We start from the raw sequence: 14,647 nt of genomic DNA on the forward strand, positions 1-14,647 counted from the left end.
TTAATTTATATTTGTTTAATAGATCTTAAATCTTTAATTGGTAAAGAGTTAATTAAATTAACTATACTAATCTTAGATTCTGGATGTTTCCAACGTCTATCTATTTCAAATAATGGCAACAAAACAAAATTTCTCTTAGTTGTATGTGGATGCGGGATTATTAGTTTATTACCACTTATATTCAAAATTTTATTATCATAATCAATTATATCAATATCACATGTACGTGGATCATTTTTTTTTAATCTAACCCTGCCTAATTTTAATTCAATAAAGTTACAAATTTTTAACAATTCTAATGGTGCTAAGGTGGACTCAATTTGTATAACAATATTTACAAAATCTGGCATTAAGGGATTTGGCCAAGATTTTGATAAATAGTGAGATGAAACTTTTTTTATCTTAATTTTATTTTTCTTAAGTTCAGACAAGGCTATATGAATGTTGGTAATTTTATTACCTAAATTTGATCCTATTGCTAAATATGATTGTTTAACTTGATTTTCTAATATGTCTTGCTTTTTCACGATTCCAGTCTCTATTTTTTTTAGTAGCTCTTTTATCAAATTGTTTTTTACCTTTTGCTACTGCTATTTCTATTTTAGCTTTTCCTTTTTTAAAATACATCTTTGTTGGAACAAGTGTAAAGCCATCCCTCTGCATTTTACCAATTAATTTGTTAATTTCCTTTTTGTTTAATAATAATTTTCGTTCATCTGTTGGATTGTGATTTGAATAACTGGCTTGCTTAAATGCAGCGATATGAGAGTTAATTAAAACTATTTCACCGTCTTTCTCTACAGCATAAGAGTCTGCAATATTAACTTTTCCATCTCTAATTGATTTAATCTCAGACCCTTTAAGAACTATCCCAGCTTCAATTAAGTCTTCAAAAAAAAAATTAAAACTTGCTTTTCTATTTAAGCAAATAATTTTTAAACCAGGATTGGCTTTCTTGTTCATTAGAGTAGATTTGCTGATACTAAAGCTTCTTTAACAATATCCTTAGTTGGGTCTGTAACTTTAACTAAAGGTAATCTAACCTCATCATCACAAAGACCCAGAAGTTTTGCGGCATATTTAACAGGGCTTGGATTGCTTTCTATAAACATTGAGCTGTGAATGGGTTGTAAAATTTTATCTAATCTGATTGCTTCAAGCTTGCTTTCATTATTTTCTATTTTTGAGGCTTTTTGAAAATTAGAACATAACTTAGGAGCAATGTTAGCAGTTACACTTATAGAGCCTACCCCACCTCTGTTATTAAATTCTAAAGCGTTATCATCATTACCTGTTAGTTGAACAAAATCAGTTCCCATTTTATCTTTTTGTTGATTAACTCTATCTAGATCACCAGTTGCATCTTTAACACCAACAATATTTTTCAATTCAAATAATCTAGCCATTGTATCAACAGACATATCAATTACAGATCTTCCAGGAATATTATAAATTATAATTGGTATCCCACATTTATCGTTTATTGCTTTATAATGTTGATATAAACCCTCTTGAGTTGGTTTGTTGTAATATGGAGTTACTATTAGAGCCGCATCTGCTCCCGCTTTTTCTGCATGAGTTGTTAAAGAAATTGCTTCTTTAGTCGAATTAGAGCCAGTGCCAGCAATAACTATATTTTTTCCATTGCTTTCTTTAACACATAAATCTATTACTTTTTGATGTTCATCATGGCTTAATGTTGGCGACTCACCTGTTGTCCCAGCAGGAACCAAGCCGTTTGTACCGTTTGATATTTGAAAATGAATTAGCTTAATATAAGCCTCAACATCTAGCTCATTATTCTTAAACGGGGTTATTAAAGCAACATTTGATCCTTTGAACATAAATACTTATAACATAGTTTAAAGATTCATTTAGTAAATTTATGCCCAGAAAGATAATTTTTTTTATAAAATCACTATTATTAAGTTTGGTAATTATAGGGAATATATTTGCTGCTGAAATATCAATAATTCCTTTAAAAAAACCTATTTTAGATGAAGAAGTTAAGAAGCAAAAGATATCTCAAGGGATCCTTAAACCTAAACCTAAACCATCACAAAAAAAAGAAGAAGTCAAAATCGTAACAGTCAAAAAAAATAAAAAAAAAATTAATTTTCTCATTCCTAAAAGTAAGCCATTAATAATTAAAAGTGAAAAATCTGTAGTTCAAAAAAGATCAAAATACTACAGCCAAAAAGACTATGATATTGCAAAAAAATCTATCCAGGCAATGGAAAAAAGTCAATGGACAACTGCATTGAAAAATTCAAAAAATGCTAAAGATAAATCCATATATAATTTTATACAATGGAGACATTTATTAACAACAGGAAACCAAGCTACGTTTTATGACTACATGACTTTTATACAAAACAATAAACACTACCCAAGAATAAGTAGAATAAAATATTTAGCAGAACAAAAACTTTCAACGGATAAAATTTCTCCTAAAAAAATTATTAATTGGTTTGGAGTTGATGAGCCCTTAAGTGGCTATGGTATGCTGGTATTAGGTGAAAGCTTTATACAAACTGGAGATAATGAAAAAGGAATTGCTTTAATTAAGAGAGGCTGGATTACAGCAGAACTTTCTAGAGCTAGCATGAAATCTTTAAGTAAAAAATATAGAAAATATTTAGACTCAAAAGATTATATAAATAGAGCTGATTATTTAGCATGGGAAAATAAATATTGGGATTTAAAAAGAATGCTTCCTTATTTACCTAAAGATTATCAACTACTTTATACAGCTAGACAAATTTTGATGAGTAAATCTTATGGTGTTGACCAGGCAATAAAAAATGTTCCACAAAAATTCAAAAATGATGCTGGTCTCAATCATGATCGACTTAAATGGAGAAGAAAAAGAGGCAGAATTGATAGTTCACTTGAAATATTGTTTTCAATTAAAAATAATAAAGATTATCTAGTGAGACCAGATAAATGGTGGGTTGAGAGAGCGATTATGACTAGAGCTCTTATTTATAAAAATAAATATGAGACAGCTTATAAAGTTGCTAGCCAACACTCACTAGATAAAGGATCAGAGTTTGCTGAGGCTGAATGGTTGAGTGGTTGGATTGCATTAAGTTTTTTAAATGACCCTATTTTAGCAGTTGACCATTTCAATAACTTTTATCAAAACGTTAGCTACCCTATAAGTTTGGCAAGAGGCGCTTATTGGCTTGGTAGATCTTATGAAAAAATTGGTGATAAACGACAATCAGAAGATTGGTATCGTGAAGCAACAAAATATCTAACAACTTACTATGGTCAATTAGCCTTTTTAAAAATCAACCCTAGTCAAAATTTTGAACTTGAAGAACAAGCTGATGTTGAAGATGACTATCGAAAATATTTTTACAATAAAGAGCTTGTAAAAATTACACATCTTTTAAATGAATTAAATAAAGATAAATATACCAAAAATATACTGAGACATTTGGCTAATGACAATATTGCAAGTGGAAGTGAGATTTTAGCAGCTGAGCTTGCTACAAATATATCAAGATACGATTTTGCGATCCAAATATCAAAGTTAGCCTCATATGAAAAAAGATTTCATAATACTTTTAATTATCCAATTATAAGTGTCCCCCAGTATGTTAATGGCAGAAAAATACCTGAAACAGCTTTTATACTTTCTCTTATAAGACAAGAAAGTGAATTTGACATGAGAGCGAATAGTCATGTTGGAGCACAAGGATTAATGCAAATAATGCCCTATACGGCTAAGCTAGTTGCTAAACAAGCAAAACTTCCATATTCAAAATCAAGATTAACTTCTGATCCTGAATATAATATTAATCTAGGCTCTCATTATATAGCTGGTTTAATTTTACAATATGATGGTGCCTACCCTTTTGCTACCGCAGCATATAATGCCGGTCCTAAAAGAGTTAAACACTGGAAAAAAATAAACAAAGATCCTCAAAAAAAACAAATTGATTTTGTAGACTGGGTTGAATTAATTCCATTTAAAGAAACTCGTAACTATGTTCAACGTGTTATGGAAAACTACAATGTTTACAGATATATCTTGGAAAAAAAGCCTATTAAAATTAAAGACTTTTTTAAAGATCAGCCTTTATTTTAATGGCGGAAGAGGAGGGATTCGAACCCTCGGTACAAGTTTCCCCGCACGGTCATTTAGCAAACGACTGGTTTCAGCCTCTCACCCACTCTTCCACTGCGACATTGATATAACCGATTGTATTGAATATTCAATATTTATAAAGTAATTCTTGAATAATATTATGAAAAATAAGTATTCAATATTCTCATTAGTCAAAAATGCTTTTTCCTATCATGAAAATTGGCAAAAAGCCTGGAAAGATCCCACTGTAAAAAAAGAATATGATGCAGTTATTATTGGTGGTGGTGGTCATGGTTTGGCAACTGCTTACTATTTAGCAAAAAAACATAATATGACAAATATTGCGGTAGTAGAAAAAGGCTGGATTGGTGGTGGTAATACAGGAAGAAATACTACGATTATAAGATCTAATTATTTATGGGATGCTAGTGCTGGTCTTTATGATCATGCTTTAAAATTGTGGGAAGGTTTATCTCAAGAAATAAATTACAATGTAATGTTTAGTCAAAGAGGTGTGATGAATCTTGCACATAACTTACAGGATGTTAGAGATTTAAAAAGACGAACACATGCTAATAGATTAAATGGCATAGACGCAGTTTACTTAAGCACAGAAGAAGTCAAAAAATTTTGCCCTATTATTAATACCTCACAAGATATTCGATATCCTGTACTGGGTGGAACTTTACAAAGAAGAGCTGGTACCGCAAGGCATGATGCTGTTGCTTGGGGGTATGCTAGAGGTGCAGATGAAATGGGTGTAGATATAATTCAAAATTGTGAAGTTAAAGGAATTAAAAGAAATGGTGATGAAGTAGAAGGTATTGAAACAACCAAAGGTTTTATAAAAACTAAAAAAGTTGGAGTAGTTGCTGCTGGTCATTCAAGTGTGCTAGCAAACATGGCAGGTTTAAGATTACCTTTAGAAAGTAAACCTCTTCAAGCTCTAGTTTCAGAACCAGTTAAACCTATTATTGATACAGTAGTGATGTCTAACGCTGTACATGCATATGTTAGTCAGTCTGACAAAGGTGAGCTAGTAATAGGTGCAGGCACTGATGATTATGTTTCTTATTCACAAAAAGGTAGTCACGATATTGTTGAGGGAACATTAAATGCAATCTTAGAACTTTATCCAATTTTTAGTAGAATGAGAATGCTTCGACAATGGGGTGGAATTGTAGATATCTGCCCAGATGCTAGTCCTATTATTAGTAAAACGACGATAAAAGGTTTGTACTTTAATTGTGGCTGGGGAACTGGTGGATTTAAAGCAACACCTGGATCAGGTGATTTATTTGCTCACACAATCGCAAATGATGAACCACACAAACTAAATGCTGCATTTAATTTAAATAGGTTTATCAGTGGAGACCTTGTTGATGAACATGGTGCAGCGGCGGTAGCTCATTAATGTTTTTAATTACTTGTCCTTTTTGTGGTGAACGAGAACAAAGTGAATTTAAAGCTGGTGGTGAAGCTCACATTGAAAGACCTAAACAACCCACAGAATTAAGTGATGATGAATGGGCAGAATACTTATTTATGAGAAAAAACATTAAAGGAATTCAATTTGAAAGATGGAACCATGCTCACGGATGCAGAAAGTGGTTTAACATGGTGAGGGATACTTCAAATGACCAAATTAAAGCTGTTTATAAAATGGGTGAAAAACCTCCTATAAAATAATTTAATGCTAAAAAATTTAAGAGTTACAACTAGTAAATATATTGATGAAACTTCCAGAGTTTCTTTTAAATTCAATGGAAAATCTTATTTTGGATACAAAGGTGATACCCTTGCCTCAGCTTTGCTAGCTAATGGTATTCATTTAGTAGGAAGAAGTTTTAAATATCATAGGCCACGAGGAATAATGACTTCAGGATCTGAAGAGCCTAATGCAATTGTACAGGTTAATAACAACACAGCACTAACAGAACCCAATGTTAGAGCAACCGAACTAGAAATCTATCATGGGCTTGAGGCAAACAGTCAAAATTGTTGGCCTAGTGTTAACTTTGATATTGGAGGTATAAATAATTTCTTATCCCCACTTCTGCCTGCTGGTTTTTATTATAAAACATTTATGTGGCCTGCTAATTTTTGGGAAAAGTATGAATATGTTATAAGACATTCAGCAGGACTAGGAAAATCTCCAACAGTGCCTGATCCTGACATATATGATCATAAATACATTCACTGTGATGTTTTGGTTATCGGAGCTGGCATTAGTGGAATTATAGCTGCAAAAACTGCAGCAAAAAATAATCTTAAAACATTATTACTTGATGAAAAAAATGAAATCGGAGGATCTACAATTTTCCAAAATTCAGATCATATAAAAATAAACGATCAAAATTCTTCTGTTTGGTTAGAAAATGAAATTAATGAATTAAGAAATATTGAAAACCTAGAAATTAAAACAAGAACTAGTGTTGCTGCTTATCATGGATATAACTATTTATTAGCTAGAGAAAATTTAACTGATCACCTTCCTAAAAATGAAAAAAATAAAAAAGTAAGACAAAGATTATTAAAAATTAGAGCTAAAAAGGTTATTGTTGCTACTGGTTCTTTAGAAAGACCTCTGGTATTTAATAATAACGATAGACCTGGTATTATGCTTTCATCTGCAGTTAAAAAGTATGCAGATTATTATGGTGTTGCAACTGGTCAAAAAAATATATTTCTTACTAATAATGACACAGCTTATGAAAGTGCAATTTCATTACAAAAAAAAGGTATTAAAGTTGAAGCAATCATAGATATTAGAAAGCAATCTAAAACTGCATTTACTAAAGAAGCTGACGATTTAGGGATTAAAGTTTATAGATCACACACAGTTGTAAATACTGAAGGTTATAAAAGAATTAATAAAATTACAATAATGGAATTGTCAGAAGATGGTCAATCTTTTGCAAATCCAGAAAAAATAGAACTTGATTGTGATTGCCTAGCAATTGCAGGTGGATGGACGCCAGCCGTTCATTTGTTTACTCAATCAGGAGGTAAATTAAAATTTAGAGAAAAAGATCAAGTATTTATTCCTGATATATATTCATCAGCTCAAATTAGCATTGGTTCTTGTAATGGTGATTTTGATTTAGATGATGTTATAAAAAATTCTACAAAATCTTTAAAAGAATTTTTAAATATAAATGAAACTGAATTTGACAATTTAGAAATAAATTGTCCTAAAGATAATAAGATTAGAAATATTTGGCTACTTCCATCCGATAAAGTTTTAGGAAAAACAAAACCTTTCGTAGATTATCAAAATGATGCAACTGCAAAAGATATTAAACTTGCTCTAAGAGAAGGTTTTAGATCGATTGAACATGTAAAAAGATATACAACAACTGGAATGGGTACCGATCAAGGAAAGCTTGGTAATATGCATGCCCTTGGTATTATTGCAGAAACTGCTGGTGTTAAGATGGGTGAGCTTGGAACTACAACGTTTAGACCTCCTTACACTCCATTAACATTTGGAACAATTGTTGGACGAAATGTTGGTGAATATTTTGATACATTTAGAAGAACGCCAATGAGTGACTGGCACATAGAAAATAAAGCTGAATTTGAAAATGTTGGTCAGTGGAAAAGAGCTTGGTACTATCCAAAAAATAATGAAACAATGCATGAGGCCGTTCAAAGGGAAAGTAAAGCTGCAAGAAATAGCGCTGGTATATTAGATGCTTCAACTCTTGGTAAAATTGATATTCAAGGAACGGATGCTTCAGAATTTTTAAACAGAGTTTATACAAATGCTTGGTCAAAACTTGCCATTGGAAAATGTCGTTATGGTTTAATGCTTAATGAAGATGGTATGGTTTACGATGATGGGGTCACAACTAGACTTGATGAAAATCATTATATTATGACCACAACAACAGGTGGTGCTGCAAACGTATTAGGAAAACTAGAAGATTACCTACAAACTGAATGGCCTGAACTAGATGTGTATTTGTCATCTGTAACGGATCATTATGCAACAGCTAGCATCTGTGGGCCTAATAGTAAAAAAATTCTTAATAAATTAATACCTGATCTTGATCTTTCAGATGAAAGCTTTCCACACATGTCATTCAAAAATACAAAAATTGGCAATATTAAATGTAGAATTATGCGTATTAGTTTTACTGGTGAACATAGTTATGAAATTAATATCCAAGCTAACTATGGTGAAGACTTATGGAAAAAATGCATGGAAGCAGGTAAAGAATTTAACATCACTCCTTATGGCACTGAGACAATGCACTTATTAAGAGCAGAAAAAGGATTTATTATTGTTGGCCAAGATACGGATGCAACGATGACACCTATAGATTTACAGATGGATTGGATTGTTAGTAAAAAGAAATATGACTTTATTGGTAAAAGATCTCTTTATAGATCTGACACCATGAAAGAAGATAGAAAACAATTAGTAGGTTTACTGACAGATAATCCAAGTGAAGTTTTAGAAGAAGGAGCTCAAATAGTTGCTGACACTAGTTTAAAACCAGTTGAAATGCTAGGTCATGTAACTTCAAGTTACTATAGCCCTAATTTAAATAAATCAATTGCCCTAGCAGTAGTTAGAGGTGGAAAAAATATGCTAGGTCAAAAATTATTTATCCCAATGGAAAATAAAAATATTAATGTGACGATTGTTGATCCTGTTTTTTTTGACAAAGAAAATTTGAGGTTAAATGCTTAATTATAAAACTTCTATTAAAGGGGATATAACATATTCTGATTTAGAAATTAAAGAAATCAAACCTATTATGAAATTAATCATAAGAGGTAAAACAAAAGATTTTATTACTGCAGTAGGTAAAAATCTTAATATGGTTTTACCCACTGAGGCTAATACGTCTACATCAGCAGAGAAATTAACTGCATTTTGGTTAAGTCCCGATGAATGGATGTTAATATCAAATGAAACTGTGAGTGAGGAAAGTAACACTTATCAAGTTGAAGATGAATTAATTAAAAATATATCTAAAGTTAAATTGGGCGCTGTAACTGATGTTAGCGACCAATTTGTAATGTTAAATATCAAAGGTGGTAAGGTTTTTGATTTATTTGCTACAGGTTCCCCTTTCAATTTTAATGATTTTAAAACAAAAAAAGGACCAGTTGTTCAAACAATATTATCTCATATTGATGTAATTATTCATCATAAAGAGATTAATGAGGTAAATTTATTTGTTAGAAGGTCTTTTTCTGAGCATTTACACTCTTGGTTGAGTGATAGTGCGTCAAGGTTATAAGCTTATATTTATTAAAATTATTGTTATAAAAAGTTTATGAAAAAAATACTTCTTGTGGTGCTATTAGCACTTTTACCCTTCTCTCTTAACGCAGAATCAAAACTTGATCAGATTTTATCCTCTGGTGAGTTAAAAGTTGGAACAACAGGCGACTGGGATCCAATGACCATGAAAGATCCTGCTACAAATAAATATAAGGGATTTGATATTGATGTCATGCAAGAATTAGCAAAAGATATGGGTGTGAAAATTACCTTTGTACCAACTGAATGGAAAACAATTGTTTCAGGAATTACCGCAGGAAGATATGATATTTCCACAAGTGTCACTAAAACTCCAAAAAGAGCAGAAGTTGCTGGATTTACAGATTCTTATTACAAGTATGGAACTGTTCCATTGGTACTTAAAAAGAATTTAAAAAAATATTCAACATGGAAATCTTTAAACAATAAAGATGTAACGATTGCTACAACACTTGGGACTTCTCAAGAGGAAAAAGCTAAAGAGTTCTTTCCTTTGTCTAAATTACAATCAGTTGAGTCACCTGCAAGAGACTTTCAAGAAGTATTAGCTGGTAGAGCTGATGGAAACATTACAAGTTCAACAGAGGCTAATAAATTAGTTGTCAAGTACCCTCAATTAGCAATTGTTCCTGATGGAGAAAAAAATCCTGCCTTTTTAGCAATGATGGTTAGTAAAAATGATCAAGTTTGGAATGATTATGTAAATGAGTGGATCAAAAGTAAAAAATCCTCTGGTTTCTTTAATAAACTACTCGCTAAATATAATTTAAAAAGCTTATAAAAAATTAGATATTAATCTCTAATTCATTATAACTTTAAGAGTGAAAAATTTACTTTTTTTACTTTTAATTTTACCACTTACCTCTTGTAGTGGTCAGGAATTGGGTTGGTTTATTCTATCACCTAACAATGTTGAAGGTTTAACAAACCTAAAATTTTTATTAAGTGGTTTAACTACAACTATTTATATTTCAGTAGTATCTATAATTATATCTGCAATTTTAGGGTTTATCGTTGCAATTCCTTCTTTAGCTAAGAATAAATTTTTAACATACATAAATATTGGATATGTGGAAATTGTAAGAGCAATACCGTTACTTGTTTTAATATTATGGATTTATTATGGTTTACCTATAATGACTGGATTAAGTTTCAGTCCATTTGTGTCTGGAATAATTGCGCTGGCAATAAGTGAAAGTGCTTTTCAAGCAGAAATTTTTAGAGCAGGAATAAACTCAATTAAAAAATCACAATGGGAAGCAGGCTCATCACTGGGTTTAACTTTTTATAAAAGGTTAAGATTAGTAATTCTTCCACAAGCAATTAAAAATATCCTTCCTGCATTAGGCAACCAGTTTGTATATGTATTAAAAATGTCTTCATTGGTATCAATTATAGGTATTGGTGACTTAACAAGAAAAGCAAATGAATTAGTTGTGTCAACCTATAGACCATTAGAAATTTATACATTTTTAATCTTGGAATATTTAATTTTGATATTAATTGTTTCTTTCATAGTAAGAAAATTTGAAAAAAAACTTAAACAAGATGGTAATAATTAATGAGTAATTTAGACTATGATGTTGAACTAAATGATGGTGTTATTACTTTTAAAAACATTAATACTACACTTGGTTTTGTTCGGTATAATGAGACAGCCGAAGTGGAGTATATTTTTGTTAACCCCATGTTTAGACGTCAAGGACTTGCTAAAAAACTATTAAGTATCGTTGAGGAAAAAACTAAAATCAAACCCACACCTCAAGACCCAATCAGTCCTTTAGGTGAAAAGCTCTTTAAAATTAATAAACAAGAGATTAACTAGAATTTTGGAGCACCTGTTAACAGAACTACCCTATTAGCTTTAATTTTTCTTAGATTTTCTATAATCCCAAGGATAATCAAATTCCATAGACCACATACCTATTTTATTAATTCTTGCATAATCTTCATCAGATACAAATTTTTTTGAATACCTTCTATAGGCAAATGCATAGCCACTTCTAACTAAATAACTTGATAAGCTTTCATTATTAACAAAACATTCGGCCAGTGTTCTTTTGTATTGATCTTTTCCTTCACTAATACATTCAACATTATTGTTTGAAATTTTATCAATAAGGATTTGTTTTGCTGTAATTCCACAAGGATCCTTAGCTCCTTCGTTAAGGCAAGTTTGTTTTAATTCAGGTGTATCTATCCCTGTAAATCTAATTTTTTCTCCATTAAGATGAATTGTGTCTCCATCTACAATTTTGATTGTTTGAGATTTGACTTGGTTAATAGTTAAAATAAATATTAGTACTGAGACACTAATAAGAAAAATGACTTTTTTTTTGTTTAAAAACATTATTTAAAAAATATCCAATAAAGATGATTACCGCAATACCCATAAACCAATTGGTTGCCATGATGGTATAAAAAATATCCGCATAATCTCCTCCTCTAATATTAATTACATACCATAATGATAAGAACGGAAATGCAGTTAACCTTAGAACGCTTAAGTAAAGACTATAAATTGGTTTTTTAAGTGCCTGAAAGACTGCTGTTGTAATAAAGAATACTGGGTAAATAGGAGCTATTAATGCAGCAACTTTTAAATATATAGCACCATGATAAATAGCTTCTACATTATCTGTAAACTGAGATACAAAAAACTCTGCACCGAAGAATAAAACCACACCTGCTACGGCCATAAACGATGATCCAAAAAATAATGCCTTAGTATAAAGCTCTCTAATACGGTTATAATTTTTAGCACCAAAGTTTTGTCCACCGATAGAAAGTACTGCTGTATTTAAACCAATTACTGGAAGTAAGAAGACTTGCTCAACTCTTAAAGCTGCACCATAGCCTGCTGTTGCAAGATCACCAAATTGTCCAATAAAATATAATATGTTAAAAATACCTACTCCAATAAACAACATACTAATCATAATTGGCATTGCTTGTGCGAACAATTCTTTAAGAAGAATAAACTTAGGAATAAAGCATTTAATAGATAAATACTTTCTTAATTTACATGAGTTAATTTTATAGGCTAAATAAATAGTACCAATAGATTGAGCGATAACAGTTGCTATTGCAAGGCCACCTATACCATAAGCTGGAACAATTCCGTATCCCCAGATAAATAATGGGTTTAAAAAAATATTTAAAAAGAAGCTAAAGATAAGAACATTTCTATAACTTTTAGTATCTCCCTGTGCATTTAAAGCTCCATTTAAAGAGATTTGGATCATAACTATAAATGTTCCATAAAAAATTATATCTAAATACTCTCTAGTTAAAGCGATACCAGCAGCATCAGAGCCCATAACACTCAAGAGAAAATTAGAGGCGTTTAATCCAAATAAAGTAACTACAATAGAAGTAACCAATGAAAAAATTACTGATTGAGCAATAAATAGTGAAGCTTTATTAATTTTTTTAGCACCTAATAAATTGCCAATACATGAGTTCGTTGCAGCTCCAATACCAACACCAACAGCAATGATAACAAAATATATGGGAAATGACTTAGCAATAGCACCTATAGCTTCTGCAGAAATTCTACCCGCAAACCATGTATCAACTAAATTATAAAATGTCTGAAATAATGAACCAACACTTGCTGGGATAGTTACTTTTCTAAGTAATTCCCAAATTGGATCTTTAGTTAATTTAATGGCTTTGGACAATTATTTTTCCTATTTAAATTCTTTTTGAAATATATGCTTCGATCCAGTCTTTTTAGCAAGGTTTATTTGCTTTTGTCTCATTCGAAATCTCTCTTTTTGAGTTTGAGTTAAATTATCATGACAGTTTACGCATGAAACACCCTCCTCATATTTTTTAGACTTCTTATCTTTTGGTGAAACCGGTTTTCTACATCCACTACACATTGAGTATGTGCCAGTTATTAATCCATGTTTAACACTGATTCTGTTATCAAAGACAAAACATTCCCCATTCCATAAACTTTCCTTTTTCTTAATATTTTTTAAATAATTTAAAATTCCACCTTTTAACTGATAAACATTTTTAAAACCTTTTTTTTCTAAAAATACTGAAGCTTTCTCACATCTTATTCCACCAGTACAAAACATTGCAATTGGTTTTGTTTTTTTTAGTTTATTCAGGTATTTTGGAAATTCTCTAAAATTAGCAACATCAGGATTAACTGATCTTTTAAAGGTACCCACATTATATTCAAATGGTTTTCTTGAATCTAAAACTAATGTGTCTTTATCATTAATTAACTTATTCCATTTTTTAGGATCTATATGATTATTTTTCTTATTTTTTGATGACAAAGAAAGACCCATGGGAACTACTTCTTTTTTAATTTTTACTTTTGGCTTATGAAATGGTTGAAATTTACTTTTTGAAATATTTTCACTATCAAACTTTTTAAAATTCAATATCTTTTTAATCTTGGTGATAGTTGACTTTAGATCGTTATCTTTTCCTGAGATTGTTGCATTTACTCCTTCATTAGCTATAATTATTGTTCCTCGAATATTTTTTTTAATCAAATAATCCTGTAGTAAAATCTTATTTTTTTTTAAAGAAGTGAGTTTTTTAAATTTGTAAAAACCAAAAACATCAAACATTATATCACTCTACAAACAGTCATACCGTCACCTAAAGGGACAATGATTTGTTCCACTCTTTTATCGTTTGCAACATAAGTATTAAAATCTCTAATATTTACAGTGAATTTATCTAAATTATCTTCATCAGCGACCTCACCATGCCATAAAACATTATCTACAATAATCAATCCTCCTTTATCTAATAACTTCAGTGATCTTTCATAATATTCTTTATAATTCATTTTATCGGCATCAATAAAAACCATATCAAATTTACTATTCTTTAATTCATCTAAACTATCTAATGCAGGCTTAACAATTGTTTGAATTTTATTATTAAGATTAGCTTTTTTAAAAAAATTTACTGCAATCTTGTTGGTTTCTTTGTCTTTATCTAGCGCTATAAGTTTGCCATCATCTGGTAGTGCTAAAGCTATTGAAAGTGCACTTAACCCAGTAAAAGTACCAATTTCAAGTACATTTTTAATGTTAGAAGTTTTTATAATTAAATGAAGAAAATGACATTGAGATGTTGCTACTTGCATTCTCTTAACGTCTCCAAGTGTATTATTGTATTCGATTATTTCTTGCTGGATGGGATTTAACTTTAAACTAAAATTATTTATATATTTTTCAAGCTTTTCAGTAATTCTAATTGCTTTACCCATGGTATTTTAAGTCCTTTGT

The 14,647-nt window shown here is 30.5% G+C and carries 15 protein-coding genes and 1 tRNA gene; 8 read left to right on the forward strand and 8 right to left on the reverse strand.

Translation table 11 applies throughout. From position 1 onward, the window contains the following. Positions 1-5: 5 nt before the first annotated feature. Genes folK through dapA form a run of 3 tightly spaced genes read right to left on the reverse strand, consistent with a single transcriptional unit; the run spans position 6 to position 1,844 of the window. Positions 6-527 carry a 2-amino-4-hydroxy-6-hydroxymethyldihydropteridine diphosphokinase gene (folK, locus tag AC5SL0_RS03330; RefSeq protein ID WP_494618733.1) on the reverse strand — a complete coding sequence of 174 codons (522 nt, stop codon included), beginning with the start codon at positions 525-527 and terminating at the stop codon, positions 6-8. Continuing rightward, entirely contained in the window at positions 493-963 is a 471-nt protein-coding gene (gene smpB / locus AC5SL0_RS03335) for an SsrA-binding protein SmpB (protein WP_006996865.1), read from the reverse strand. Before smpB ends, folK begins: the two co-directional genes overlap by 35 nt. Continuing rightward, on the reverse strand, positions 963-1,844 hold the full coding sequence (gene dapA, locus AC5SL0_RS03340; protein ID WP_494618735.1) for a 4-hydroxy-tetrahydrodipicolinate synthase: 882 nt from the start codon (positions 1,842-1,844) through the stop codon (positions 963-965). Before dapA ends, smpB begins: the two co-directional genes overlap by 1 nt. Positions 1,845-1,885: 41 nt before the next feature. Between dapA and AC5SL0_RS03345 the strand changes: the two genes are divergently transcribed. Beyond that, a complete protein-coding gene (locus AC5SL0_RS03345) occupies positions 1,886-4,099 on the forward strand; it encodes a lytic transglycosylase domain-containing protein (RefSeq protein WP_494618737.1) in 2,214 nt (737 codons plus the stop codon). Here AC5SL0_RS03345 and AC5SL0_RS03350 read toward each other — a convergent pair. Next, positions 4,100-4,191: transfer RNA gene (locus AC5SL0_RS03350), tRNA-Ser, on the reverse strand. It abuts the gene before it with no gap. A gap of 68 nt (positions 4,192-4,259) precedes the next feature. Here AC5SL0_RS03350 and AC5SL0_RS03355 point away from each other — a divergent pair. Genes AC5SL0_RS03355 through AC5SL0_RS03385 form a run of 7 tightly spaced genes read left to right on the forward strand, consistent with a single transcriptional unit; the run spans position 4,260 to position 11,205 of the window. Continuing rightward, the gene (locus tag AC5SL0_RS03355; RefSeq protein WP_006996862.1) at positions 4,260-5,513 is read left to right on the forward strand and encodes a sarcosine oxidase subunit beta family protein; all 1,254 of its coding nucleotides are present in this window, start codon (positions 4,260-4,262) and stop codon (positions 5,511-5,513) included. Further along, the gene (locus AC5SL0_RS03360; RefSeq protein ID WP_006996861.1) at positions 5,513-5,788 is read left to right on the forward strand and encodes a sarcosine oxidase subunit delta; all 276 of its coding nucleotides are present in this window, start codon (positions 5,513-5,515) and stop codon (positions 5,786-5,788) included. Before AC5SL0_RS03355 ends, AC5SL0_RS03360 begins: the two co-directional genes overlap by 1 nt. Positions 5,789-5,792: 4 nt before the next feature. Beyond that, positions 5,793-8,801, forward strand: a complete 3,009-nt coding sequence (locus AC5SL0_RS03365; RefSeq protein ID WP_494618738.1) for a sarcosine oxidase subunit alpha family protein — start codon at positions 5,793-5,795, stop codon at positions 8,799-8,801. Then, positions 8,794-9,357, forward strand: a complete 564-nt coding sequence (locus tag AC5SL0_RS03370) for a sarcosine oxidase subunit gamma (RefSeq protein ID WP_006996859.1) — start codon at positions 8,794-8,796, stop codon at positions 9,355-9,357. Before AC5SL0_RS03365 ends, AC5SL0_RS03370 begins: the two co-directional genes overlap by 8 nt. Before the next feature lie 36 nt (positions 9,358-9,393). Then, entirely contained in the window at positions 9,394-10,161 is a 768-nt protein-coding gene (locus AC5SL0_RS03375) for a transporter substrate-binding domain-containing protein (protein ID WP_018414158.1), read from the forward strand. A 40-nt stretch (positions 10,162-10,201) separates the two neighbouring features. Continuing rightward, on the forward strand, positions 10,202-10,942 hold the full coding sequence (locus AC5SL0_RS03380) for an amino acid ABC transporter permease (RefSeq protein ID WP_006996857.1): 741 nt from the start codon (positions 10,202-10,204) through the stop codon (positions 10,940-10,942). Beyond that, the gene (locus AC5SL0_RS03385) at positions 10,942-11,205 is read left to right on the forward strand and encodes a GNAT family N-acetyltransferase (protein ID WP_006996856.1); all 264 of its coding nucleotides are present in this window, start codon (positions 10,942-10,944) and stop codon (positions 11,203-11,205) included. The genes AC5SL0_RS03380 and AC5SL0_RS03385 overlap by 1 nt, the downstream gene beginning before the upstream one ends. Positions 11,206-11,244: 39 nt before the next feature. Here AC5SL0_RS03385 and AC5SL0_RS03390 read toward each other — a convergent pair whose 3' ends face one another. The 4 genes from AC5SL0_RS03390 to AC5SL0_RS03405 are packed head-to-tail and all read right to left on the reverse strand — an operon-like array spanning position 11,245 to position 14,628. After that, positions 11,245-11,730, reverse strand: a complete 486-nt coding sequence (locus AC5SL0_RS03390; protein ID WP_320410650.1) for a thermonuclease family protein — start codon at positions 11,728-11,730, stop codon at positions 11,245-11,247. Then, complete coding sequence (locus tag AC5SL0_RS03395; protein ID WP_006996854.1) at positions 11,693-13,063, reverse strand: MATE family efflux transporter; 1,371 nt, start codon at positions 13,061-13,063, stop codon at positions 11,693-11,695. Before AC5SL0_RS03395 ends, AC5SL0_RS03390 begins: the two co-directional genes overlap by 38 nt. A gap of 9 nt (positions 13,064-13,072) precedes the next feature. Further along, positions 13,073-13,978 carry an oxygen-dependent tRNA uridine(34) hydroxylase TrhO gene (trhO, locus tag AC5SL0_RS03400; RefSeq protein WP_006996853.1) on the reverse strand — a complete coding sequence of 302 codons (906 nt, stop codon included), beginning with the start codon at positions 13,976-13,978 and terminating at the stop codon, positions 13,073-13,075. After that, positions 13,978-14,628: an O-methyltransferase gene (locus AC5SL0_RS03405; RefSeq protein WP_006996852.1), complete on the reverse strand. Its 651-nt coding sequence runs from the start codon at positions 14,626-14,628 to the stop codon at positions 13,978-13,980. Before AC5SL0_RS03405 ends, trhO begins: the two co-directional genes overlap by 1 nt. Positions 14,629-14,647 lie beyond the last annotated feature (19 nt).

Source organism: Candidatus Pelagibacter sp. PS_16 (assembly GCF_059417965.1).